This window comes from Mesorhizobium sp. P2_E7 (assembly GCF_056403855.1).
The window spans coordinates 2845506-2868422 of sequence record NZ_JBFUER010000001.1 but is presented as its reverse complement, the minus strand read 5'-3'; the positions used below and the strand labels follow the sequence as shown (position 1 = coordinate 2868422).

The 22917-nt window shown below is 61.1% G+C and carries 23 protein-coding genes and 1 pseudogene; 13 read left to right on the top strand and 11 right to left on the bottom strand.

The window, feature by feature from the left end; genetic code table 11:
- The first annotated feature begins 32 nt into the window (after positions 1–32).
- The 7 genes from AC1DYC_RS14140 (at position 33) to AC1DYC_RS14110 (ending at position 7028) form a co-directional block, all read left to right on the top strand.
- Positions 33–1076, top strand: coding sequence for an SIS domain-containing protein (locus AC1DYC_RS14140; RefSeq protein ID WP_477407164.1), 1044 nt, complete (start codon positions 33–35; stop codon positions 1074–1076).
- Positions 1076–2005 carry an ROK family protein gene (locus AC1DYC_RS14135; protein ID WP_477407162.1) on the top strand — a complete coding sequence of 310 codons (930 nt, stop codon included), beginning with the start codon at positions 1076–1078 and terminating at the stop codon, positions 2003–2005. Before AC1DYC_RS14140 ends, AC1DYC_RS14135 begins: the two co-directional genes overlap by 1 nt.
- Before the next feature lie 4 nt (positions 2006–2009).
- Entirely contained in the window at positions 2010–3101 is a 1092-nt protein-coding gene (locus AC1DYC_RS14130) for an ABC transporter ATP-binding protein (RefSeq protein WP_477407161.1), read from the top strand.
- A 178-nt stretch (positions 3102–3279) separates the two neighbouring features.
- Positions 3280–4278, top strand: coding sequence for an ABC transporter ATP-binding protein (locus tag AC1DYC_RS14125; RefSeq protein WP_477407159.1), 999 nt, complete (start codon positions 3280–3282; stop codon positions 4276–4278).
- A gap of 1 nt (position 4279) precedes the next feature.
- Positions 4280–5149 (top strand): ABC transporter permease, encoded by an 870-nt coding sequence (locus AC1DYC_RS14120; RefSeq protein ID WP_477407157.1) that lies wholly within the window; start codon positions 4280–4282, stop codon positions 5147–5149.
- On the top strand, positions 5146–5949 hold the full coding sequence (locus tag AC1DYC_RS14115; RefSeq protein ID WP_477407155.1) for an ABC transporter permease: 804 nt from the start codon (positions 5146–5148) through the stop codon (positions 5947–5949). The genes AC1DYC_RS14120 and AC1DYC_RS14115 overlap by 4 nt, the downstream gene beginning before the upstream one ends.
- A gap of 32 nt (positions 5950–5981) precedes the next feature.
- A complete protein-coding gene (locus tag AC1DYC_RS14110) occupies positions 5982–7028 on the top strand; it encodes an extracellular solute-binding protein (protein ID WP_477407153.1) in 1047 nt (348 codons plus the stop codon).
- Positions 7029–7095: 67 nt separating this feature from the next.
- Here AC1DYC_RS14110 and AC1DYC_RS14105 read toward each other — a convergent pair whose 3' ends face one another.
- Entirely contained in the window at positions 7096–7797 is a 702-nt protein-coding gene (locus AC1DYC_RS14105) for a GntR family transcriptional regulator (RefSeq protein ID WP_477407151.1), read from the bottom strand.
- Positions 7798–7942: 145 nt separating this feature from the next.
- On the opposite strand from AC1DYC_RS14105, the gene AC1DYC_RS14100 reads away from it, so the two are divergent.
- From AC1DYC_RS14100 to AC1DYC_RS14085, 4 genes are all read left to right on the top strand, one after another.
- Positions 7943–8827 carry a fumarylacetoacetate hydrolase family protein gene (locus AC1DYC_RS14100; RefSeq protein ID WP_477407149.1) on the top strand — a complete coding sequence of 295 codons (885 nt, stop codon included), beginning with the start codon at positions 7943–7945 and terminating at the stop codon, positions 8825–8827.
- Positions 8828–8853: 26 nt separating this feature from the next.
- Complete coding sequence (locus AC1DYC_RS14095) at positions 8854–10128, top strand: metal-dependent hydrolase family protein (RefSeq protein ID WP_477407147.1); 1275 nt, start codon at positions 8854–8856, stop codon at positions 10126–10128.
- 12 nt (positions 10129–10140) lie between these two features.
- The gene (locus tag AC1DYC_RS14090) at positions 10141–10659 is read left to right on the top strand and encodes a DUF5943 domain-containing protein (protein ID WP_477407145.1); all 519 of its coding nucleotides are present in this window, start codon (positions 10141–10143) and stop codon (positions 10657–10659) included.
- A 133-nt stretch (positions 10660–10792) separates the two neighbouring features.
- Positions 10793–11587 carry a bestrophin-like domain gene (locus AC1DYC_RS14085; RefSeq protein WP_477407143.1) on the top strand — a complete coding sequence of 265 codons (795 nt, stop codon included), beginning with the start codon at positions 10793–10795 and terminating at the stop codon, positions 11585–11587.
- A gap of 79 nt (positions 11588–11666) precedes the next feature.
- Here the strand turns inward: AC1DYC_RS14085 and AC1DYC_RS14080 are convergent, their stop codons facing one another.
- Both AC1DYC_RS14080 and AC1DYC_RS14075 read right to left on the bottom strand, forming a co-directional pair.
- Positions 11667–12179 (bottom strand): OmpA family protein, encoded by a 513-nt coding sequence (locus AC1DYC_RS14080; protein WP_477407141.1) that lies wholly within the window; start codon positions 12177–12179, stop codon positions 11667–11669.
- A gap of 9 nt (positions 12180–12188) precedes the next feature.
- Positions 12189–12848 carry a L,D-transpeptidase gene (locus AC1DYC_RS14075; RefSeq protein WP_477408302.1) on the bottom strand — a complete coding sequence of 220 codons (660 nt, stop codon included), beginning with the start codon at positions 12846–12848 and terminating at the stop codon, positions 12189–12191.
- 225 nt (positions 12849–13073) lie between these two features.
- On the opposite strand from AC1DYC_RS14075, the gene AC1DYC_RS14070 reads away from it, so the two are divergent.
- On the top strand, positions 13074–13541 hold the full coding sequence (locus tag AC1DYC_RS14070; RefSeq protein ID WP_477407139.1) for a methyltransferase: 468 nt from the start codon (positions 13074–13076) through the stop codon (positions 13539–13541).
- Here the strand turns inward: AC1DYC_RS14070 and AC1DYC_RS14065 are convergent.
- The 6 genes and pseudogenes from AC1DYC_RS14065 to AC1DYC_RS14040 all read right to left on the bottom strand — a co-directional run.
- A pseudogene (locus AC1DYC_RS14065) lies at positions 13510–13728 on the bottom strand (hydroxypyruvate isomerase); the annotation flags it as partial. The gene AC1DYC_RS14070 and the pseudogene AC1DYC_RS14065 sit on opposite strands and share 32 nt — an antisense overlap.
- Position 13729: 1 nt before the next feature.
- Positions 13730–14689 carry a sugar phosphate isomerase/epimerase family protein gene (locus AC1DYC_RS14060; RefSeq protein WP_477407138.1) on the bottom strand — a complete coding sequence of 320 codons (960 nt, stop codon included), beginning with the start codon at positions 14687–14689 and terminating at the stop codon, positions 13730–13732.
- Entirely contained in the window at positions 14686–15687 is a 1002-nt protein-coding gene (locus AC1DYC_RS14055; RefSeq protein ID WP_477407136.1) for a Gfo/Idh/MocA family oxidoreductase, read from the bottom strand. The genes AC1DYC_RS14060 and AC1DYC_RS14055 overlap by 4 nt, the downstream gene beginning before the upstream one ends.
- Before the next feature lie 88 nt (positions 15688–15775).
- On the bottom strand, positions 15776–16600 hold the full coding sequence (locus AC1DYC_RS14050; protein WP_477407134.1) for an ATP-binding cassette domain-containing protein: 825 nt from the start codon (positions 16598–16600) through the stop codon (positions 15776–15778).
- An 11-nt stretch (positions 16601–16611) separates the two neighbouring features.
- The gene (locus AC1DYC_RS14045) at positions 16612–17667 is read right to left on the bottom strand and encodes an ABC transporter permease (RefSeq protein ID WP_477407132.1); all 1056 of its coding nucleotides are present in this window, start codon (positions 17665–17667) and stop codon (positions 16612–16614) included.
- 98 nt (positions 17668–17765) lie between these two features.
- A complete protein-coding gene (locus AC1DYC_RS14040; RefSeq protein ID WP_477407130.1) occupies positions 17766–18731 on the bottom strand; it encodes a substrate-binding domain-containing protein in 966 nt (321 codons plus the stop codon).
- Between the two features lie 336 nt (positions 18732–19067).
- On the opposite strand from AC1DYC_RS14040, the gene AC1DYC_RS14035 reads away from it, so the two are divergent.
- Positions 19068–19781, top strand: coding sequence for a LacI family DNA-binding transcriptional regulator (locus tag AC1DYC_RS14035; protein ID WP_477407128.1), 714 nt, complete (start codon positions 19068–19070; stop codon positions 19779–19781).
- Between the two features lie 439 nt (positions 19782–20220).
- Here AC1DYC_RS14035 and AC1DYC_RS14030 read toward each other — a convergent pair whose 3' ends face one another.
- Positions 20221–22173 (bottom strand): CHASE2 domain-containing protein, encoded by a 1953-nt coding sequence (locus AC1DYC_RS14030; RefSeq protein ID WP_477407126.1) that lies wholly within the window; start codon positions 22171–22173, stop codon positions 20221–20223.
- 15 nt (positions 22174–22188) lie between these two features.
- The gene (locus tag AC1DYC_RS14025) at positions 22189–22914 is read right to left on the bottom strand and encodes a FecR domain-containing protein (RefSeq protein ID WP_352586370.1); all 726 of its coding nucleotides are present in this window, start codon (positions 22912–22914) and stop codon (positions 22189–22191) included.
- Between the last annotated feature and the right edge of the window lie 3 nt (positions 22915–22917).

The window sequence follows — 22917 nt, the reverse complement described above, 5'->3', positions numbered from 1 at the left end:
TTTCCGACATTTCGAACTGATGGAACATTGAAATGCAGATAGGCAAATACATCCGGCGGCAGCCCGCGACGCTCACCAGCCTGCCCGCCGCGATCGGCGCGGAGCTCGACGGTTTTGCGAGCCTGCGCCAGGCGCCTCAGCGGATCGTGCTGCTCGGCACCGGCTCGTCGATGAATGCGCTTCTGGCCGGTGCCGAGGCGCTGGAAGAGGGCACGGGCGCATCGGTCATCGCCAAGGAGCCGGAAGCCTTCCTGCGCCTGCCGCCCAAGGCATCGGACCAGCGCACGCTGGTTCTGGCGGCGTCGCAGTCCGGCATGAGCATCACCACGATCGAGGCAGTGCGCCTGTCGGTGGAGCTTGGGTTTCCAACGCTCGTCGTCACCGGCGAGGCCGGCAGCCTGATTACCGCAACCGGCGCCGAGATCATCGTCATGCCGATCGGCCCTGAGACGGTCGGCCCCAAGACCATGGGCTACACCGCCACGGTCATCTCGGTGCTGGCGGTTGCGGCAAAGCTCGCCGGCAAGAAGGTCGATGTGTCGGGCCTGCTCGCGCAACTGGAGCAGACAGCCGAAACCGGTCTGGCTGCGGCGAAGGATCTGGTCACCCGCTTCGGCGTTCCCGACTACATCCTGGTCGCCGGCCAGGCGACGCATCTCGGCACTGCGCTCGAAGCGTCGCTCAAGATCGCCGAGATCAGCGGCGTGCCGACCTCTGCCTTCGACACCGAAGAGGCCTTGCACGGCCATGTCTACGGCACGACGAACAACAGCCTGGTGATCGCAATCGCGCAGACCGAGAGCGAGGCGAAGGTCGCGGCCAATCTTGGTGAAGCGCTGGCCGAGCTTGGGCCGCGCACCGTCGTCCTCAACCTCTCGGGACATCCGACCCGCTTTGACCTGGCGGTGAGCTGGCCGACCGCACCTGAGCAGCAATGGCTCGCCGGAAGTTGGGCGCCGATGCCGCTGCAATGGTATGGCTGCGAGCTGGCGATCGCGCGCGGCATCGATCCCGACAAGATGATCTACCCCAACCTCGGACGGCGGCTCAACGTGCGCATCCGCAAGGAGGCGTGATGGTTACCGCTGTTGGAATCGACATTGGCGGCAGCTTGGTCAAGCTCGGCGTCGTCGACGGTTCAGGTAAGGTGCTCGCGCGGGATGCGGTGCCTGTACACCGCGATATCGAGTTCGCGGATTTCGTCCATCTGGTCACAGAAGCGACCGAGACGCTGAGAAAAGCTTATCCCGACATCGCGGCCATCGGCATCGGTGTGCCGGGCACGCCCAATCCCGAGACCGGCATGCTGAACGGCCGTTGCCCGGCGATCCCCGCGCTGCTCAAGGGATCGCTGTCGAAACTGTTTTCCATCCGCTTCGGCGTGCCGGCCGTTGTCCGCAACGACGCCGTCAGCGCCACCCATGGCGAAATGCGCCATGGCGCCGGGCGTCCGTTCTCGCGCTTTGCGCTGCTGACGCTCGGCACCGGCATCGGCGGGTCCATGGTGATCGATCGCAAGGTCATCGATGGTCCGGACGGACTGCCGCCGCAGTTCGGCTGCATCTCGCTCGACCCGGCCCGCACCGACATTGCCGATCCGGTGCCTGGCATGGTCGAGAACCTCGCCAGCGCCCGGGCGCTGGTCAACCGGTACCGCCAGCTCAAGCCGGACACCGACGCAAAGGATGCCGAGACCGTCGTCGATCTCGCCAAGGGCGGCGATGCGATTGCCCTGCAGGTTGTCGACGAAGTTACGCGCTGGCTTGGCCAGATGATCGGCATCATGTCGAACATGCTCAACATCGAGGCGGCGATCATCGGTGGCGGCCTGTCGCTGGCCGGCCCGTTCTTCACCGACCGCATTGCCAAGAACGTCCGGGATTTCGTCCTGCTCAAGCCCGGTCGTCCCCCGGTGATCGTGGCGGCCGAGCATGGCAACGACGCCGGCGTGATCGGCACGGCTGCTCTGGCGCTCGATATGTTTGCGCTGACGGCAAAGGAATAGCGCCATGGCCGATGTCGAACTGCGCAAGATTTCCAAGAGTTTTCAGAACCTGAAGGTCGTGCACGATATCGACCTCGACATTGCCGAGGGCGAGTTCGTCGTCCTCGTCGGCCCCTCCGGCTGCGGCAAGTCGACGACGCTGCGCATGGTGGCGGGGCTGGACCGGCCAAGCTGCGGCGAGATCCTTATCGGCGGCAAGCTCGTCAACAACGTCCAGGCCCGCGACCGCGACATCGCCATGGTGTTCCAGAGCTATGCGCTCTACCCGCAAATGACGGTGGCGCAGAACATGGCGTTTGGCCTGCGCATCCGCAAAGTGGCGGATGCCGAGGTGAAGCAACGCATTGCGCGCGTCGCCGACATTCTCGACCTAAGCGAGCTTCTTCACCGCAAGCCGCACCAGCTCTCCGGCGGCCAGCGCCAGCGCGTCGCCATGGGCCGCGCCATGGTGCGCCAGCCGAAAGTGTTCCTGTTCGACGAGCCGCTTAGCAATCTCGACGCCAAGCTCCGGGTCAAGATGCGCGCCGAGATCAAGAAACTGCACCAGATGGTCGCCACCACCACGGTCTATGTCACCCACGACCAGGTCGAGGCGATGACGCTCGCCGACCGTGTCGTGGTCATGAACAAGGGCCGCATCGAACAGATCGGGCCGCCCAACGATCTTTATCATGAGCCGGCCAGCCGCTTCGTCGCCGGCTTCATTGGCAGCCCCGGCATGAATTTCTTCAAATGCCGGCTGGAAGGGCGAGGCGACCGTCTGGCGGTGGTGCTCGGCGATGGCGCTTCGCTCGCCGTGCCGGCGTCCCGCGCCGCGCGCTATGCCGCCCATGTCGGCCGCGAGCTCGAATTCGGCCTGCGTCCCGAGCACATCACCGAGCAACGCGAGCGGCCCGATAGCGTCGACATCAAGGTGCCGGTCGAGGTGGTCGAGCCGATGGGCATGGAGACGCTGCTGCATGTGCTGGTCGCCGGCGCCGAGGCAACGGCACGCATCGATCCGGCTGCGACGCCGAAGCCCGGCGAGATGGCGACGCTGTCGCTCGGCATGGGCCACATGCACCTGCTCGACCCCGAAAGCGGCAAGGTGCTCTGAGCGCAAAGGGTTCCGGAGCAGGTCAGAACGGTGTCCGCCACACATTCGCGTGTCGAACTGCAAAAACAATATATTATCCTTTGACAAATATAATTTTGGAGCGAATTTTTAGGTGCGGCGCCAGACGACCGTGATGGCCTTCCGGCCATCTCAAACGCAGTCCAGGAATGTGCCGGTCATGATCGACATCCACAGCGTGTCAAAGTCCTTCGTGACCAGGGATACCGATCCCGTCCACGCGCTGAAGGAAGTCAGCCTCGAAATCTACGACAATGAATTCTTCACGCTGCTGGGGCCGTCGGGCTGCGGCAAGACAACCCTGTTGCGCCTGATTGCCGGCTTCGAGGCGCCGAGCTCCGGCGCCATTCGCATCGCCGGTAGCGATGTCGCCGCGCTGCCACCGCAGAAGCGGCCGGTCAACACGGTTTTCCAGAGCTACGCGCTGTTTCCGCATATGAGCGTGGCCGAAAATGTCGCGTTCGGGCTGCAAATGCAGAACGCGCCAAAAGCCGTGATCGACGAACGCGTCAAGGAAGCGCTGGAGATGGTGCGGCTGGAAGGCTTCGCCACGCGCCGTCCGGCGCAATTGTCGGGCGGCCAGCAGCAGCGCGTCGCGGTTGCGCGCGCACTTGCCCCCAAGCCCAGCGTGCTTCTGCTCGACGAGCCGCTGTCGGCGCTCGACCTCAAACTGCGCAAGGGCATGCAGAGCGAGTTGAAGCGGCTGCAGCGCGAGACCGGCATCACCTTCGTGCTGGTCACCCATGACCAGGAAGAGGCGCTGGCCATGTCCGACCGCATCGCGGTGATGCGCAGCGGCGACGTGCTGCAGGTCGGCACGCCGCGTGACATCTACGACAATCCGCAGGACCGTTTTGTCGCCGACTTCATCGGCGAGTCCAATCTTTTGCCGGGTGCCGCGCTTGGCCGCGATCCGGCAAAGACCATCGTCGTGCGTCCCGAACACATCGTGGTGTCGCCGGCATCGGACGGCGCCAAGGGACATGCGACGGGCGCGGTCTCGGCCATCACTTTCCTCGGCTCAGACACGCTCTACGAAGTGGTGCTGGAGGAGGGGGCCAAGCTGCATTCGCGCTCGCGCGGCGGTGCAGCACTTTCGACAGGCGACAGGGTCGTCGTCGACTGGGCGCGCGGCGTCGAACGCGAGCTGGCGAGCTGAGATGGGTCCGAACCGCACCTGGCTCCTGATCGCCCCGGCCATGCTGGTCATCGGCATCTTCATGGTGCTGCCGCTGTTGCTGGCGGTCGGCTATTCCTTCATGACCGCCAACCCCTATGGCGGCGTCACGGCGCCGGCTACCTTCGATGCCTATCTGCAGTTTCTCTACCAGCGCGATTTCGACGACAGCCTGGTGTTTTCGCCGAGCTATGCGCTGATCATCCTGCGCTCGATCTATCTCGCCATCGCCACCACTCTCATCTGCCTCGTGCTTGGCCTGCCGGTTGCCTGGTACATTGTCTGCCAGACGCCGGAACGGCGGCGGATCCTTTTGTTCGCGGTCACGTTGCCATTCTGGATCAACACGCTGATCCGAACCTATTGCTGGATCCTGATCCTGCGTGACGAAGGGCTGGCGAATGGTGCGCTGCGCCATGCCGGCATCATCTCCGATCCGCTGCCGCTGCTCTACAATGACGGCTCGATCCTGCTCGGCCTCGTCTACACTTTCCTGCCCTTCATGGTACTGCCGATCTATTCGACGCTGGAGCGCATCGATCCCCGGCTGATCGAGGCGGCGCACGATCTCTATGCCAGCCGCGCCGCCGTCTTCCGGCGTATCGTCTGGCCCCTGGCAAGGCCCGGCGCATTGGCCGGCGCCACGCTGGTGTTCGCACCGGCGCTCGGTTCGTTCCTGGCCCCAGACCTGCTCGGCGGGGGCAAGAAGCTGCTGATCGGCAGCCTGATCCAGATGCAGTTCACCTCATCGCGCAACTGGCCGTTTGGCGCCGCCCTTTCGACCGTCGTGACGGTCGTGGTGCTGACCGTCTTCGTCATCCGTTCGCGCCGGGTACAGGAGGACCGGCGATGAATGGCGCCAAGCCTTTCGACTGGCGACATACGCCCGGCCTGTCGGCCTACACCGCGCTGATCTTCCTGTTCTTCTACGCGCCGCTGCTGATCCTGGTGATCTATGCCTTCAATTCGAGCCGGTTGGTCACGGTGTGGGCCGGCTTCAGCTTCAAATGGTTCGTCGCCGTCGCCAACAATGGCGCGATCCGCGACGCCGCCTACAACAGTGTCATCGTCGCCATTGTCGCGACCATAGCGTCAACGGCCATCGCCACGGCCGGCGCGCTCGCGCTGGAGCGCGGCCGGCTGCGCTTCGGGCGCGGTGCGGCGACAGCGCTGATCGCGATGCCGCTGGTGGTGCCGGAGATCGTCGTGGCGATCACCACACTGATCTTCTTCTCAGGGCTCGGCATGCATCACGGGCTGATCAACCTGATGATCGCCCACACCGTCTTTTGCATCCCGTTCGCGCTGCTGCCGATCCAGGCGCGGCTGCGCGACATGGGCGGCACGCTGGAGGAGGCGGGGCGCGATCTCTATGCCGATGAGTGGCGGCTGTTTCACCGCGTCACGCTGCCCCTGCTGCTGCCTGCGATCTCGGCCGGCGCCATCATGGCCTTCGTCGTTTCGCTCGACGATTTCCTGATCTCGATGATGGTGTCGAGCGCCGGATCGACCACGCTGCCTGTCTACATCTACGGCATGATGCGGCTTGGCGTGACGCCGGAGGTCAACGCCATCTCCACCATCCTGCTTGCCGTTTCCATCGTCTTCGTCGCGGCGGCCCTGCTCGTCGGGCGACGCAACAGATTTGCCTAGAAAACAAGAAAACAGACCAGAGGAGAACGACCGTGACCAAATGGAAAGAAGGACTTTCGAGGATAGCGCTTGCCGCCGCCATGCTCGGCGCGATCACCACCACGGCACTCGCCGATGCCGGCGAGCTGCACATCTACAACTGGACCGACTACACGTCGGACGAGATGATCAAGAAGTTCGAGGCCGAGACCGGGATCAAGGTCACCATCGACACCTACGATTCCAACGAGACGGCGCTGGCCAAGCTGAGCTCGGGCGCTGCCGGCTATGACGTGATGATCATCAGCAACGACTTCGTGCCGATCTTCGTCAAACAGAAGCTGTTCCAGGAAGTCGATGCAGGCGCGATGCCGAACTTCAAAAACGTGGATGCGAAATGGCAGCATCGGCCCTGGGATCCGGATGCGAAATATACGGTGCCATGGGTGTGGGGCACGACCTCCTATTCCGTCGACACCGCCATCTACAAAGGGCCGACCGACAGCCTGAAGCCGCTGTTCGATCCGCCGGCAGAACTGAAGGGCAAGGTCGGCATGTTCGGCTCGCCGACCGAGGTCATGTCGCTGGCGCTGGTCTATCTCGGCAAGGACCAGTGCAACAGCAATCCGGCTGATCTGAAGGAACTGAACGCGTTGCTCGAAGCGCAGAAGCCCTTCGTCAAAGTCTACAATTCCGACGGCATCGTCGAGCGCCAGGTCGCCGGCGAAACGGTCATGCATGAGCAATGGTCGGGCAAGGCGCTGGCGACACGGCAGCAGAAATCGACGGTCAAATACGTCTATCCCAAGGAGGGCGTCGTCGGCTGGATGGACAATGTCGCGGTGCCGACCAGCGCGCCCAATGTCGAGAACGCCAAGAAGTTTCTCAACTTCCTGATGGATCCCGAAAACATCGCGCTGCAGCAAAAATACACCGGCTACCAGAGCGCGATCGCCGGCTCCAACAAGTTCCTGGCGGCCGACATTGGCGGCTCGCCGGAGTTCAATCCGCCGGCGGACCTGAAGATCTCGTTCGCACCGTCATGCGACGAGAAGGCGATCCGTGCCTATGACCGGATCTGGACCAATCTGCGCCAGTAAGCCGACAGCAAAACGCCGCTCGACGGGCGGCGTTTTGTTTCCTCCGGAGGAGTTCGAAAATGAAGCGCTACGCCCGCACCTTGGTCTTGGGCGCTGAGAGGTCGGAGGCCTCCGCCGCCAGCAGGATGTCGGTGGTGACGGCCAGGTGCGCCGCCAGCAATTCGGCGGCCTTGTCGGCATTGCGGTCGAGCACGGCAGTGGCGAGGTCCTGATGTTCCTTGGTGATGTTGCGGGCCTTTGGCGCCAGCGAGACCGAGCGGCGGCGATAGCGCTCGCTCTGGTCGTAAAGCTGGTCGCGCAGGCGCAGCAGCCAGTGGCTGTCGCAGCCGGCCACCAGCGCCTTGTGGAAGGCCGCGTGCGCGGTCGCCCATTCGTCGCTCGAATGCACCGGATCGTCGGGCGTGTGCTCGGGCGTGCGCGACAGCCGGTGGAGCGCGGCGACCAATTGCGATTCCCAGGCGACATCGCCGACCTCGATGGCCCGGCGAATGCACAGCGTCTCGATCTGGATGCGCGTCTTGGTGAGGTCGAGCAGGTCCTCGGCCGAGATGGGGGCAGCGCGGAAGCCGCGCTGCGGCTCGGCCACGACCAGGCCTTCCGAGGTCAGCCGCGACAGCGCCTCGCGGATGGCGCCGAGGCTGACGGACAGCCGGTCGCAGAGCTCCTGGACCTTGAGCCGGCTGCCCGGCGCGATCCGGCACGACAACAGGTCGGCGCGCAGATCCTCATACGCGCCCTGGGTGAGATTGATCGAGCCTTCCCTAGCCATTCGCTTGCCCGCGGCCGAATCCGTCCATTGAGGAGTCTTGATACATTATCTCAGCCAGAAATCAGAATGCAAAATAATATATTCTCTGTTGACAGATATATAATTTCTCAACAAAGTCCAGCCTTCACCAACGAGGATATGGCCAGTGCGATTTGCAGCTTATAAATCGTCGCGGGGACCTGGGCTGGCGATCGCCTTGCCGGCAGGCGAGTTTCGCGGCATCGACGCAAGCGATGCGATGTTTCCGGGCTGGCTGGACGAACTGATCGCCGAAGGCGGGCAAGCGCTCTACGCCGCCGGCGAGAAGCTGGCCTGCGGTCGCAAGATCGATGCGAAGACGGTCGAATGGCTGCCGCCGATCGCGACCCCGGGCAAGATCATCTGCGTCGGCCTTAACTATGTCGACCACTCGATCGAAAGCGGTTTTACGCCGCCGGCCTATCCGACCTTGTTCGCCCGTTTCTCGACCAGCCTGATCGGGCATGGCGCGGCGATCCGCCGGCCGGAAGCCTCGATCCAGCTCGACTATGAAGGCGAGATGGTGGCAATCATCGGCAAGGCCGGCCGCCACATCGCGCCAGATAGAGCGCTGAGCCATGTGGCCGGCTATTCCATCTTCAATGACGCCTCGATCCGTGACTTCCAGACCAAGTCGCCGCAGTGGACCGTCGGCAAGAATTTCGACGGCACCGGTTCGTTCGGGCCGATCTTCGTGACGGCGGACGAGTTGCCGCCGGGCGGCAAGGGCCTGCGCATCCAGACGCGGCTCAATGGCGAGGTCGTCCAGAACGCCTCGACCAACGACATGATCTTCGACGTGGCATCGCTGATCTCGATCATCAGCGAAGCGATCACGCTGGAGCCCGGCGACATTCTCGTCACCGGCACGCCGGCCGGTGTTGGCATGGCGCGCAAGCCGCAGCTGTTCATGAAGCATGGCGATGTCTGCGAGATCGAGCTCGAAGGCGTCGGCATCCTGTCCAATGTCGTGGCCGACGATGTCGCCGCCCGGCAAGCCGTCAATCAGTAACCCGCCAAACGCGAAAGGACGATGTCATGACAAGAGTGATGTTTCGAAATGCCATGATCTGGGACGGCACCGGCGCCGATGCCTTTCCGGCCGATCTGCTGGTCGACAATGGCCGCATTGTCACCATTGCGCGTACGCCAGGACAATTGTCGGGCGAGGGCGCAACGACGGTCGAATGCCGCGGCATGACGCTGATGCCGGGCCTTGTTGAAGGCCATGCTCACATTTCCTTCGGTGGCGCGATCAAGGATTCCGATCTCGGCCTGATCCCGCCCGAGGAGCATCTGCTGCTCACCATGCGCAACGCCAAGACCTTGCTCGACCATGGCTTCACCAGCGCCTACAGCGCCGCGACCTCGAAGCTCAGGCTCGACATCGTCATCCGCAACGAGATCAATGCCGGCCGTCTGCCGGGACCGCGCATGCGCGCCGGCAGCCCGGAGATCACGGTCACCGGCGGCCTCGGCGACGAGCGCCAGCAGCATATGTATCACGAGAGCTTCGGCATGATCGCCGATGGCGTCGAGGAGATCACCAAGGCGGTGCGGCTGTGCTGCCGCGAAGGCGCCGACAACATCAAGATCAACATTTCGGGCGACGATCTCAGCCCCGCCGCACATGGCGGCCTCACCGTCATGAGCGAGGCCGAAGTGATGACGGCGGTGTCGGTGGCGCGTGACTTCGGCAAGAAGATCAACTGCCATGCCCGCGCCGCCGGTTCGGTCAAGCGCGCGGTCAAGTGCGGCGTCGACGTCATCTACCACTGCGAATCCGCTGACGAGGAAGCGCTCGATGCGCTGGAATCGGCCAAGGACCGCATCTTCGTCGGCCCGGCCATCGGCATCATCTACGGCACGCTCTACGAGGGCGAGCCCTTCGGCTTCACCCATGAGATGGCGGTGAAGTTCGGCATGCAGCGCATCCTCGACGACAGCCGCAAGGTCTACACCGAACTGCGCAAGCGCGGCGTGCGCGCGCTGATCGGCGGCGACTATGGTTTCGCGCAGACGCCGCAAGGCACCAACGCGCGGGATCTAAAACACTTCGTCGACCTCTTGGGCTATTCGCCCAGCGAAGCGCTGCAATGCGGCACACGGCTTGGCGGCCAGGTGATGAGCCTCGGCGACGAACTCGGCATGGTCAAGGAAGGCTTCATCGCGGACCTTCTGCTGGTCAATGGCGATCCGCTGAAGGATCTCGACATGATGGTGCATGAGAAGAACCTCATCGTCATCATGAAGGATGGCGAGCTCTACAAGGACCAGTCGGCCTCGTTCGCTTCGCAGCGGCAAGCGGCTTAATCGGCAGCCATCATGCAGCCCGCGGTTCCGATCGATGTCGACGACGAGAGCGGCATCTGGCGGACCGACGGGCTGCCGATGGTCTATCTGCCCAGGCATTTTCTGGTGAACAACCATCTCGCGGTCGAGGCAGCCCTCGGCCGCGAGGCCTATCGCGTCATCCTGCGCGCATCGACGGCGAAATCGGCCATCGAATGGTGTGAGGCGCAGGTGCGCGGCAAGGGTCTCGATCCCGAGGCGACGTTCCGCCACTATTTCCAGCGCCTGTCGCAACGCGGCTGGGGCCAGTTCTCGATTGACGTGCTGGATATCGCCGGCCGCCGCGGCAGCATCAGCCTGAGGAATTCGATCTTCGCGCTCGAAGCCGGGCAGCAGCGCGGACAGCGCGTCTGCTACATGTTCGAAGGTTTTATCACTGGCGCTTTCTCATTCCTGCTCGGCATCGTGGATCCGACAGCAGTGGAATGCGAGGAGAGCTATTGCGCCTGCGATGGCCGGCACGACCATTGCCGCTTCGACTTCGCGGCGTAAGCACGCCGGTTGTCAGCCGATTGCACGTGCATAGAGTTTTGTTGACACGATGGAACACAGTGGCATTGCCACGAGTGGAACGACGGCCTTACAAACGCTGACGACGAATTCTCAGGATGGGGCAGGCGCTACTATGAGTGGCTGGTTGCATACTCTTCCACTCGCCTGGATGACTGTCGTCGTGTTCGGGGCCACCTATGTCGTCGCGTTCATCTTGCACCAAGTCATCGCCGCTCTGTCAGCGGGCTCCACGGCGCGGTCGTTCAAGGCGCTTTCGCCTGGCATGTTGCCGCCGCTCGGTATCATCTTTGGCCTGTTTGTGGCGTTCACCGCCGCTCAGGTCTGGAGCGACAACGATCGCGCCAATGCGGCAGTCAATCGCGAGGCCAGTGCGTTGCGGTCGGTCGTGCTTCTGGCGAGCAGCTTTCCCGGGGAGCCCGAGGCGCGCCTACGGACGCTGGTGCGCAGCTATATCGAGGAAACGACGAGCCAGGAGTGGCCGCTGATGGCCGAGAGCGCGGCGACCCTCACCATAATTCCGCCGGCGCTTAACGAGGCGCTGCGGACGACGCTGGCTTTGACGCCAAGCAATCCCGGCCAGGAGATCGCGCAGCGCGAGATTACGAGGTGGCTTGAAGACGCCTTCGAGGCGCGTCGCCAGCGGGTTCTCGTCAGCTCGGCACAGGTCAACCCTACTAAGTGGGCCTGCCTGATCCTGCAAGCCTTCTGTGCTCTTCTCGCGATCGCGATCGTTCATAGTGATAACCGAATGGCATCGGCGATCGCTCTTGGAAGTTTTGCGACCGGCGTGGCGGCATCCGTTCTCTTGATTCTTGCCCACGACCGGCCCTTTACGGGAGAGATCGCAGTATCACCGCAACCGTTGCTGCAAGTTATGCCGGAAGCCAAGGCGGGCGGCGGCGGATGATACGGGCAGGAGTGCTAAGACGGGCCAATTCCATCGCGTTGTGAGGCTCTGATTTGGTGACAAGCAAAACAGCAGCCTCCTAGGAGTCGTCCCTCTCATCGCGTAGATTGGACACAACGCGGCGGTTCTGCGACCTGCAGGCGTTGTCGGGGCAGTCGCGGACGAGCCTGTCCTTGCCGTAGCCCTTGGCCCACATGCGGTTGCGGTCAATGCCGCCGGCGGCGAGGTAGTTCATCACTGCATCGGCGCGCTGCTGCGACAGCGCTGTTTCGCTTGCGCCGGGATCGTCGGCGAAACCCTGCAGCTTGAGCAGCCAGCGCGGATACTTTGACAACCAGGCGATCTGGGTGTCGAGGGTGGTCTTGGCGACAGAATCGAGCGCGGCCGAACCTTTCGTGAAATAGGTGCGGCGGCCGACATTGAGGATAAAATCCTCCTCGCTGCCCGGCTGCACGTTCTGGAAGCCGGCAATCTCGGCGTTGGTGACGTCGGGCGTGGGCGGGGCCAGCGTGTTGCTGGTCGAGCAGGATGCGGCCAGCACCAGCAGGCTGGCAGCGAGCAGCCGGCAAGCGTTTTCAATCATGCGGTTCATGATGCGCCATCATTCGACAGTGGTGGAAGGGGGCGCCTGGTCGGCGATGTGCGGCAGGACCTCCACCGCGGTGCCGATCGGGCAACGCTGGTAGAGGTCGATGATGTCTTCCGGGAACATGCGGATGCAGCCGCTGGAAGCGTCGGTGCCGATGCTCCATGGCTCCAGCGTGCCATGCAGGCGGTAGCCGATGTCGGCGCCGTCGCGGTACAGATAGAGCGCGCGCGGCCCGAGCGGATTATTGGGCGCGCCGCCTTCGATCATGGGCGGTAGCTCCGGCCTGCGCTTACGCATTTCGGGGGGCGGGACCCATTGCGGCCACAGCGCGCGGCGGTCGATCGTCGCGCGGCCGTACCATTTGAAGCCCTCCTTGCCGACGCCGACGCCGTAGCGGATGGCGGTCTTGTTTTCCATGATGAGGTAGAGGAAATGGTGGCGGGTATCGACCACGACGGTGCCGACCGGCTCGCTGCTGAAATACTTGACAATCTGGCGATGCCATCTCTTGTCGATCTTGGCAAAGTTGGTCTTGCGATAGACAAAATTGTTGTCGGTGGCGGTACCGGCAAAAAAGGATTTTGCCGCTGCGGCTTGAACAACAGTGCCGGTTGCACTGGCCGCGACCAGCGCCAGGCCACCAATCACGACACCCCTGCGTGACAAAACCATCGGCAATCCCCCATGCCTTAAGCGTGGCTGACCATAGTTGAGAATTATTTCGCCTCAAAGTGGAAAATGCTGCAATTGGCCCGTGGCGGACAGTCCGCTTTCGGAATGACGCGGACCGTCAATCGGGCTATCGTCCGGGTTGGATTTCGGGGGTGACACTGGCCGTTGAACCATTTGCGGAAGTTGCGCTGCACATTCGGGGCGGACAGCGGTGCCCATCCTGAGATGTTGCTGCGTTTGTGCCGGGCTCTCGCTGCCTTCGGCGCCGTTGATGATGCGGGCAGAGTAACCCAGACACACCAATCGGTATGCCTGAGAAGCGACGCATCACCGACCCTCCACTACGCAGCGCTCTACTGGAGCCTGCCGAGTACCTGGGCCGCCTGGAGCAACCTGCACCACACGATCGTGACGGGGGAGCCTGCATTCGAGGCGACCTTCGGTATGCCAAACTTCGAGTATCTCAAGGCCAATCCCGAGCAGGGCGCCGTTTTCGACGAGTTCATGCGGCACAGCCCCGACGATCGTCATGCGGCGGTGGCAGCAGCCTACGACTTCTCTGGTGCCGGGATCGTAGTGGACATTGAAGGCGGGAGTGGTGGCTTGTTGCGCGCTATCTTGGATGCCCACACTGATGTGCGAGGCATGCTCGCGATCACGCCAGAAGCATCTCACAACCTTCTGCATCGGTGAGGCGACCTTCGAGATAGCCATTCATGATCGTGAAGGTGGCACCGGTTTTTTCAAGCGCATCAAGATTCCAGCCGGGCCAGTTCCAAAGGCCGACGCCGAAGCCCATCTCCTTCAGGCGGCTCGCCCGCCATTCGATTGGCTTGTCGCGCCAGAGCATTTCGGCGCAAACGGCAAGTTGGAAGGTCATCTTAGATTTCCTGGAGTTTGAAATCGGCCGGTGCAACCGGCATGACATCCTTGAGAAGGGCCACGGATTTTTCGAGTCCTTCGAGCGAATTGAGAAGCACGTCCTCATGCTCGATGGAGAGCCAGCCATCGTAACCAGCCATTTTCAGGCAATAGCAGAACTGCCGCCACCATTTCTCGCCGTGGCCGAAGCCGAGCGTGATGTAGGACCAGGAGCGGGCCGGAACATCGGTAAGACTGCCGTTTTCGAGGAGGCTTGTCACCGCCTGCTTCGGGGCGTTTAGGAATGTGTCCTTGGCGTGGACGTGATAGACGGCCTCACCCAACGCCTCGGCTGCTATCAGCGGATCGGCCCCCATCCAGAACAGATGCGAGGGGTCGAGGTTTGCACCGACGATCGGGCCCACCTGCTGGCGGAGTTTCAGGAGCGACGGCACGTTGTAAACGCACTGGTTTCCATGCAGTTCGAGCGCAATCTTTTCCACGCCGCATTCATTTGCCAGCGCCACGATCTCGGTCCAGAACGGGAAGAGTTTTTCTTCCCACTGATATTTGAGGATCCCCTGCGTTTCCGGGGGCCAGGAAGAGACGACCCAATTTGGCATGGTATCGGACGGATTGCCCGCAGGCAGGCCAGACATGGTGCAGACCGTCCTGATGCCCATCTCGCCTGCGACCCGGATGGTGTTCTTCAGACCTTCGCCCTGGGCCGGATCGGTTGGGTGAAGCGGGTTGCCATTGGCATTGAGGCTGATCACCTCAAGCCCACGATCTGAAAAGCCCCTAAGGAAGTCCTTCTGCGCGGCCATGTTACCTACCATGGACCTGAGATCGAAATGCGGTGCGGTCGACCAGCCGCAGGTGTTGACCTCTATACCGGAGACGCCCATACGGACAGCATTGTCGAGAAGGTCTTCGAGCGGCATGCCGCCGAGGCTGTCGGATACGAAACCCAGTTTCATGCGTAGAACTCCGGCTTGGAAATCATAGTGACGCGGTGCTTTTGCCCGGAAGCGAGTGCCGTTACGCCTGCCTCGGCGGTAACGGCTGCGGCATAGCCATCCCAGCAGCTCGATGCGATGTCGGGAAACACGTCTGTGTCGACGAAGCGTAGGAAGGCGCGGTTCTGGCGGCGATAGGCATCGAAATAGCGGGTCCGCCAATCGGCATCGTAGCCGGTGTGGACGCCAAGCGAGCGTTCGAGATGGGTATAAGCGACATGGCTCATGGAAATGCTCGCCTGCTCGCCCACGAGTTCGGCACGAACGTCGTAGCCATACGCAGCGTTGTTGTTGATCTCGATGTTGACGAGCTGGCCATCGACGGTTTCGAGCACCATGAAGACCGGCGCGACGCGTCGATCAGAGCGCTTCGGCTGGAAGGCAGAGATCCAGGCATATTCGGTGCCAAGTAGATGGCGCACGACGTCGAACTCATGCGGGGCGGAATTGGTGATTGCCATGGCGCCGGTGAAGTCGGAGGCTGGCGTTTCCACATTGCGGTGGAAGTTGTGCATCATCAGGGCTCGGCCCAGCGTGCCATTTTCAATTGCCTCTTTCATCTCGACATAGGACTGGTCGTAGCGCCGCATGAAGCCGAGCTGGACGAACTTTTGACCAGATTCCTGTTCGGCCTGCATGACCAAGAGGCATTCTGCCGGGGACTGCGATAGGGGCTTTTCGCAGAGCACCTTCTTGCCCGCGCTGATGCAGGCGAGTGACAGCGGCGCATGCGTGAAGTCCGGGCTCGCGACGATCACCGCATCCACATCGGCACGGGCAATCACGGCTTCCGGATTACTTGCAACGTCTGCCGCACCATGGGCATCGGCCACCTTGCGTGCGCGGACTTCATCCATGTCGCAGACCACCTGAAGGCTCGCGCCCGGCATTTCCTCTACGACGATCCTGGCGTGGTCAGCGCCCATCAGCCCTGCACCAATGACTGCTACACGCACCATTGGACAAACTCCTTGCGTTCGGTTGGCCAAAGCCCAACCGCTTTCCATTCAACAAATTCCGCTACCTGGCGGCTATGCCCATATTCACTCAGTGAGCGGGGGGTGGCGGAAGACCGTCATGGGTCTCCATATAGCCTTCAATAGAGGCTTCGAGACTCGCCATGGATTCACCACCGGCCATCAGATCAGCGATCTGCTCGCGTGTCTTTTCCCCCTTGCGGAAGTCAGCTGCAATTGCACCACGAATGAGCACTGTGAAGTGATCGCCCACTGCCATGGCATGCATCACCTGATGGGTGATGAAAATGACCGCCAGGCCACGACGCTTAGCTTCATTGACGATACGCAGTACGTGAGCAGCCTGCTTGACGCCGAGGGCTGCCGTCGGCTCGTCAAGAATGAGAACACGAGCTCCGAAATAGACAGCACGGGCAATCGCGAGCGACTGGCGTTCCCCTCCGGAAAGGCCACCGACCAAACGATTACCGTCGGTGATGCGTGTGATCCCCATTTTCTGAATCTCTGCAACTGCCACCCGGGCGGCGGTTTTGCGGTCGAAAAATTTGAACGGTCCCCAACCCTTTGTCGGCTCCGAACCCATGAAAAAGTTACGTCCTATGGACATCAATGGATATGTCCCACCGAATTGGTGAACCGTAGCTATCCCGCGTTCCTGAGCCTCACGGGGACTGGAGAACAGTGCGGGCTGACCATCCATCAGAATTTCGCCACGCGTCGGCTGATAGACACCAGACAGCGTTTTGATGAGCGTCGACTTACCCGCGCCGTTGTCGCCAAGCAGGCAGAGCACTTCACCTTCACCGACCTTGAGGTTGATATCGTTCAGAACATCAATATGGCCGAACGATTTGTCGACGTTTCGAAACTCGAGAACGGGTTTCTTGTCGGACATTGCCGCTCTCCCTATTTCTTCTTGAACGTCGACCAGCTGGTGGCCAAATGACGAAACGTGTCATTGAGCAGGACAGCGATCAAAAGCATGACACCGATAATTAGGAAAGACAGGTTTCTGTCGATCTCTGTGAAACCAATAGCTTGGGTAACAATGGAAAGGGTGAGCACCCCGAAGACAATGCCCATTACAGTACCAAAACCACCCGTGAGGAGAACGCCACCTACGACCACGGCGATAATGGTGTTGAAGATTAGGCCAAAATTGGCCTGAGACGTTGCGGAGCTGAATGTCATCACCTGAAGGACGCCAGCAAAGGTCGCCGACATGGAACACAGCATGAAGAGTGCAATCTTCATTCTGGTTACAGGAATACCTGCGTTTCTCGCGCTTTCCTGGTCTCCACCAAGAGCAAAGACCCAGCTTCCCTTGGGAGAGTAATGCAGAAAGAAGACGAATGCTGCGACAAACCCACCCCACCAGAAGACGGAAGAATTGAAGCCATACACCTTCCCGCCGAAGAGCGATTTAGCCCAATCTGGCGCATGATAGAAGGAATTGGTGTTGTTGATGAAGAAGATCGACAGGTAGAGCGTAAGGCCTGCCACTGCAAAGAGCGTCGCCAACGTCACGATGAACGACGGCACGCGCGTGTGGGTTACGATGTATCCATTGATGAAGCCGATCAGTGCACCGATGGCAAGCGCTGCAGCTACACCGACAAGCACAGGCATCTGATAGTGCTCGCAGACAATAGCAACTGTCATCGTGGAGGCGGGAAGTACCGCACCGGTTGAAATATCGAGTTCACCGGCAATCATCAGGAACCCGACCGGAATTGCAATCATTCCTATGAGTGACGCGAAGTTCACCCACGTAGTTACACCGGCCACGGACAAAAAGTTGCGGCTATATCCGAACATAGCAAAAAGGATGAATACAGCCACGAACCCCATGAAAGCACCAGCCGCAGGGGTGCGAAAAAAGGCCTTGATGGATGAAATGGCCGATTCACTCTCGATGGCGGGTGTTTCAACGGTGTTGGTTCTTAGGTTTGTGGCGGTCATGGAAGCAAAATCCTCAGTTGCCGCAGACGAAGTGCATAGAGGGAGGCATGGATGAGACCCGGCCGGGTTAGCGGCCAGGTCTCAGCCTCGCGCCAGCCTCAACGTGCGCCGAGTTTGACGCCTTCGATTGCCGAAGCGACATTGGTCTTGTCGACAATCGCGGGACCAGTCAGAACCGGCTTCGTTGCAATCGCAGTGCCGAACTTCAGGTTTGCAAACAGCATGGAGGTCGCGAGGTACCCCTGCAGATAAGGCTGCTGGTCGATTGCGAAGGTCTGGGTGCCCTTTGAAATGCGATCCAGAACCGAGGCCGACATATCAAAGGTGCCAAGCTCAATCTTGCCGGTCTTGCTCTGCTGTTCGATGGAGCTAGCGGCAGCATCTGCAGCCCATGCAGCGAGCGTGATGACGGCGTCGATGGACGGATCGGCGATCAGCTCGGATTTGATTGCTTCAGAGGTACCATTCATGTCCTGGTCAAGGTTAGCAGGAACACGGAGGATGAAGGTGTCTGCGCCAGCCTTCTTCGCACCGTCTTGAACGCCCTTGCAGCGGGTCTCGAGATTTACGGCACCTGGGTTCTGGATGTGGCAAAGGATTTTCTTTGCGCCATGAGAAGCGAGATACTTGCCACCCTCAACACCTGCCAGATATTCGTCCGACCCGAAATAGTTTAGCGAGCCGTAATTATCCATCTCACTCTGGCCAGCGTTGAAGGAGATGATCACCACGCCCTTGTCCCGCGCAGCCTTGAGGGCAGGGGTTTCGGATTCAGGCAGCCAGTTCGGGATAGCAATACCTTTGGCACCCTGGGCTACAGCCTGTTCGATTAGCGAAGCGAGGTCCGGGCCGAAGTTGTCATAGTTTTGGGTCTGCATGAAATTGACGGTGCCGCCATTAGCCTTGACCATCAGCGATGCATCATCGACGCCCTTCTTGACCATGTTCCAGAAGCCGTCTTGGGCCGAACCCACAATGACGGCGATATCCGTGTTACCCGCATGAGCGCTGGATGCCAGCATGAATGCCATGGCTGCGGCGGCGATTTTCTTGGTGAACGACATGTCGAATTCCTCCTCAGGTTAAAGCCGCATGGCTGCGGCTCGACATACTTTTTTGCCTTTTTTGGCCGTGCGGCCGATGCCGGTAGGCACGCGCAGGTCCGCGACCTCAACACAACGACGTTGAGCCTCCTCGTCCAAATTGTGCGCTGGGCCTCCCCCAAAGCGCTGACGGCTCCTAGATCGCTGAGCACCGTCAACGCGTAATGAATGCTACGTTGACATCTTTCAGGTCAATCTGGATTATGATCGCTTCAGAAATTCGTCTCAAATCATCTCAACGATTTGTACGGATGATTTTTTTTGAGATGCCGAAACCAGAGTAATGGAATTTTTGACATGAAGAGACCAACCATTCCAGACTTGGCAAAAGCTGCAGGTGTATCCGTGTCAACGGTCAATCGTGTACTATCCGAGCCTGGATCGGTCCGGAGCAATACGCGCACTCGCGTTTTGGCAGCCGCTGAGGAAATCGCCTTCTACGGACTTGGCACCATCAAGCAGGCGGCGAAGGCACAAGAGGTGACCCACCGTGTCGGGGTTTTACTGCAGCGACGGGAGAGACGCTTCTATCGCCTACTCGGCGATTCAATTGCGCAAGCTGCGGAAGCTTATCCTGCCTGCAATATCGATCTAACGGTCGAGTATATGGAAGACCTCACGCCGGAGAAAGTCGCGGCACATATTCAGTCGCTCGGCGGGCGGTGCGAGGCACTTGCGATTGTAGCGCCGCAGCATCCTGCCGTTGCTGACGCGATTGACGCAGTTCTTGAAAGCGGCGTGCCGATCGTTTCACTTATCGGCCCCCTCACGGCCAAGGGAGGCATCAGCTTTGTGGGGCTCGATAATTGGAAAGTAGGACGCACCGCTGCCTGGGCGTTTGACCGCATGGTGAGACAGCCGGGGAAAATAGGCATTCTTGTGGGCAGCCACCGATTGCGAAACCAGGAAATGAACGAAAGCGGGTTTCGTTCTTACTTTCGTGAACATAATTCGGGATTCACGCTGCTCGAACCGTTGCCAACTTATGAGTCAGCCGTGGTTGCGCCGTGAACATGTCGAAAAGCTCCTGACAGACCATCCGGATATGTGCGGACTATTCATCTCAGGGGGCGGTGTTACAGGTGCGATAGCCGCACTCCGGGCTACTCCAAAACGGGAAGACTTCGTTACCGTAGGCTATGAACTCTTTGAAGATACGCGGGCTGCTTTGATAGACGGTACGATTTCGCTGATCCTGTCACACCCCATAGAGCGTTTTGCATCAGAGACTATTGCAACTCTGGTGAAAGCGAAGAACGCAGGTCCTGATCACGGGGTATTTAGGATCACGTTTCCATTCGATATGTACAGCCCCGAGAGCATTTGATGACGACTTGGCCCTTAAGTTGGCCATCCAAATTATAGGCTGGGGTGCACCTACCTCTTCACGTCCGCTTTGGGCCGAATCAAGACGTCCTCGACTCGACGATGGAAGGGGGCGCCAGATTGCTCACGTTGGCTCTGTACTTCGCGGCTCGGCAGCTTGCATCTCCGGAACGGTGAAAACCGGTACCTCGCCCTTGAAACCCTGGAGCTCAAAGGCGCCCGCCTGGACGACCGGCATCGGTGCTCCTGCCGCAAAGCCCGGTCCAAGCACCAGGGGGATGCCCAGCTTCTTGGTCGTCGATTCGAGCCGTGCCGCGCGATTCACCGGGGAGCCGATCGCGGTGTAATCGAAGCGTCGTTCGGAGCCGAAATTGCCTACCGAGCAGATGCCGGTCTCGATGGCGACGCCAATTTCGATGGAGCGATGGCCATCCGCGGTGAAAGCGGCGTCTTCGAGCTTCACCCGCTCGATCAGGGCAAGGCCCGCCTCGAGCGCACGCTCGCGATGATCAGGTTGATCAAGCGGTGCGTTCCAGAAGGCCAGCACCGCATCGCCCATGAACTTGTCGATGGTGCCGTCGCGCTTGAGGATCTCATCGGTCGCAATGCCAAGGAAGTGGTTGACCACCTTGGCGATTTCCTGGGTGTCGAGCTGTTCGCTCATCGTCGTGAAGCCGCGTATGTCGCTGAGCAGGATTGTGATCTCGCGCTTCTCGCCGGACAGGATTGCCTCTGTGTCCGAGCTTGCGAGGCGCTGTACCACGGAGGGCGAAAGATATTGGGAGAACTGTCGCGTCAGGGTGGACCGGCGCTGCTCGCTGCGCCTGTACAGGACATAGCCTTCGAAGCCCGCAACCATGATCGTTGCAAGCGCCGGCTGCAGCGGGTCATAGAGTGCGCCCTGCAGGCTGTACTCGAGAGCGCCGAATACGAACGGCGTGACGGCCAGCAGCGTCAGGGCGAGGGCGCCAACCACGACACGCCCAGCGAGCATGCCGGAAAGCCCGATGAAAACGACGGCACTGAGGAGAAACCAGAGCCGCTCGAGCATTCGCGCCTGCGTTGGCTCTGCCAGGTAGCGCCCGGCAAGCATCTGGGCGATTGCATCGGCGTGGATGTCCGCGCCTGGTCGCGTTGGATGCGTCGGCGTGGGCAGGTACTGCGTCAGTCCCACAGCCGACAGGTCGACAATGGCGATAGCGTTCCGTAGCCGCGGATCGCCATGGCCCGAAAGGATGGTGCTGGCAGACAGGCGGGGCGTATCGGTGGCGGTTTCCCAGAGGCGGATGCCCCCCTCCGGCTCGAGCGGCACAATGGCGCCGGCCATCCTGAGCGCGTCGAACCCGGCTGCATTCATCCGGGCTATGTAACCGTCCTGTCCGGCGTAAAGGCGCAGGAGTTCGAGTGAGAAGGACGGCCACAGTTGCACGCCTTGAGCGGTGTTGCGAATCCAGAGCAGCGGCACATGGCGCAGTACGCCGTCGGGATCGGGCAAGGTGCGAATCACGCCGAGGCCCACGGCCGCGTGCGAGAATTCGGCAAGCGAGCCGGTCAGGCCGGTGAAGCCGGGAAGTGTATCCGGGACTTGCCCGACGATCGACCAGCCGGCTTTGGGTTCTGCTTCTGAAACCGTCGCCTCATTGCCCAGGCTGACGGCAAGCGCCGTCCGATTTTTGGCCAGCGCTGCGGCCAGGCGCTTGTCTCCGGCGATGCCCTCAGGCGAGGTGTCGGCTTCGGGGAGTACCAGCGCAAGCCCGACCACCGACGCGCCGGATTGGGTGATGCCATCGACCAGATCGGCCAAGAGGCCACGGTTCCAGGGCCATCGCCCATGTGCATTGAGGCTGGCGTCGTCTATCGAGACGATCACGACAGGATTGCTCGTCGCTTGGCGTGGGGCGAGAAACTGGTAGAAGTCGTACGTGCGTTCGCGCAGGCGCGACAGCGGCCCGTCGAAAGCCAAATGGCAAGCGAGCAGCAAAAGAATGAGCACGAGACCGGATATCTTGCGCCTCACGGTCCAGCGCCAATCGGCCCAACGCCGATCAGCCCAGCGCCAATCGGCAAAGGGGCTCATACCGAACGACCGGGCTTAATTGCAGAAGCGGGAGCAGCCATCGCCCTCGCCATCGCCCCTCCGCCCCCCGCTGCCCACAGGTGGCGTTGGGCTGTCAGGGAATTCCATGACCACTCCTGGCAATGCGCCGTCCGTGGAGTCGCAGACTTTGAGCGAGCCGCCGAGCGCCGACGCACAAATTGCGCTTACGTCCAATCCAGGACCCGGTGCGCCTGGCAGGCCGGTACCGGCTATCCGGTCGATACTGTCCAATATCGGGAAGGTGTCGATTCCGCCGTAGCCGGCCAGCAGCTTGCCATCTTCCGATGTGCAGGCGTAGCCCGGGTTTGTGATGACTAGCCGTTTGCCATTGATCGTGCAGGTCATACGGCCGGCGCGCAGTATGCCGACGGTCTGGCCGGCTGCCACCAGCACTTCGATGATGCCGCCCCTCGCCCCGAGCACCATGTGCGGCGTCGCAACCTGCATGACGCCCCGTTTCGAAACCTGACCGCCATAAAAACGGGCCAGGCCGCTGTTCATCCCGATATCGATCTTTCCCGAGCCGGAGCCCGGATTATAGACGAATTCATCGATCGTCAGGCTGGTGTTCGGACCTATCTTGGCGCTGGATTCATCCCGGAACACCAGCATTCCAAGACCGGTGGGATCGCTGCGCAGCTGGTCGCCCAGTTCGACGCCGGCACCAACGTTCATTGTCCCACCGTTATTGCGGACGATGTTGGTCTGATAGGCTGTCATCGA

Bases quoted from the DNA above. Each gene is read 5' to 3' on its own strand.
- AC1DYC_RS14085 (WP_477407143.1), top strand. From the start codon at position 10,793: ATGAGTGGCTGGTTGCATACTCTTCCACTCGCCTGGATGACTGTCGTC.
- AC1DYC_RS14115 (WP_477407155.1), top strand. From the start codon at position 5,146: ATGAATGGCGCCAAGCCTTTCGACTGGCGACATACGCCCGGCCTGTCG.
- AC1DYC_RS14105 (WP_477407151.1), bottom strand. From the start codon at position 7,797: ATGGCTAGGGAAGGCTCGATCAATCTCACCCAGGGCGCGTATGAGGAT.
- AC1DYC_RS14045 (WP_477407132.1), bottom strand. From the start codon at position 17,667: ATGACCGCCACAAACCTAAGAACCAACACCGTTGAAACACCCGCCATC.
- AC1DYC_RS14055 (WP_477407136.1), bottom strand. From the start codon at position 15,687: ATGGTGCGTGTAGCAGTCATTGGTGCAGGGCTGATGGGCGCTGACCAC.
- AC1DYC_RS14140 (WP_477407164.1), top strand. From the start codon at position 33: ATGCAGATAGGCAAATACATCCGGCGGCAGCCCGCGACGCTCACCAGC.
- AC1DYC_RS14090 (WP_477407145.1), top strand. From the start codon at position 10,141: ATGCAGCCCGCGGTTCCGATCGATGTCGACGACGAGAGCGGCATCTGG.
- AC1DYC_RS14030 (WP_477407126.1), bottom strand. From the start codon at position 22,173: ATGAGCCCCTTTGCCGATTGGCGCTGGGCTGATCGGCGTTGGGCCGAT.
- AC1DYC_RS14130 (WP_477407161.1), top strand. From the start codon at position 2,010: ATGGCCGATGTCGAACTGCGCAAGATTTCCAAGAGTTTTCAGAACCTG.
- AC1DYC_RS14060 (WP_477407138.1), bottom strand. From the start codon at position 14,689: ATGAAACTGGGTTTCGTATCCGACAGCCTCGGCGGCATGCCGCTCGAA.
- AC1DYC_RS14025 (WP_352586370.1), bottom strand. From the start codon at position 22,914: ATGACAGCCTATCAGACCAACATCGTCCGCAATAACGGTGGGACAATG.
- AC1DYC_RS14125 (WP_477407159.1), top strand. From the start codon at position 3,280: ATGATCGACATCCACAGCGTGTCAAAGTCCTTCGTGACCAGGGATACC.
- AC1DYC_RS14050 (WP_477407134.1), bottom strand. From the start codon at position 16,600: ATGTCCGACAAGAAACCCGTTCTCGAGTTTCGAAACGTCGACAAATCG.
- AC1DYC_RS14080 (WP_477407141.1), bottom strand. From the start codon at position 12,179: ATGAACCGCATGATTGAAAACGCTTGCCGGCTGCTCGCTGCCAGCCTG.
- AC1DYC_RS14120 (WP_477407157.1), top strand. From the start codon at position 4,280: ATGGGTCCGAACCGCACCTGGCTCCTGATCGCCCCGGCCATGCTGGTC.
- AC1DYC_RS14095 (WP_477407147.1), top strand. From the start codon at position 8,854: ATGACAAGAGTGATGTTTCGAAATGCCATGATCTGGGACGGCACCGGC.
- AC1DYC_RS14135 (WP_477407162.1), top strand. From the start codon at position 1,076: ATGGTTACCGCTGTTGGAATCGACATTGGCGGCAGCTTGGTCAAGCTC.
- AC1DYC_RS14070 (WP_477407139.1), top strand. From the start codon at position 13,074: ATGTTGCTGCGTTTGTGCCGGGCTCTCGCTGCCTTCGGCGCCGTTGAT.
- AC1DYC_RS14075 (WP_477408302.1), bottom strand. From the start codon at position 12,848: ATGGTTTTGTCACGCAGGGGTGTCGTGATTGGTGGCCTGGCGCTGGTC.
- AC1DYC_RS14040 (WP_477407130.1), bottom strand. From the start codon at position 18,731: ATGTCGTTCACCAAGAAAATCGCCGCCGCAGCCATGGCATTCATGCTG.
- AC1DYC_RS14035 (WP_477407128.1), top strand. From the start codon at position 19,068: ATGAAGAGACCAACCATTCCAGACTTGGCAAAAGCTGCAGGTGTATCC.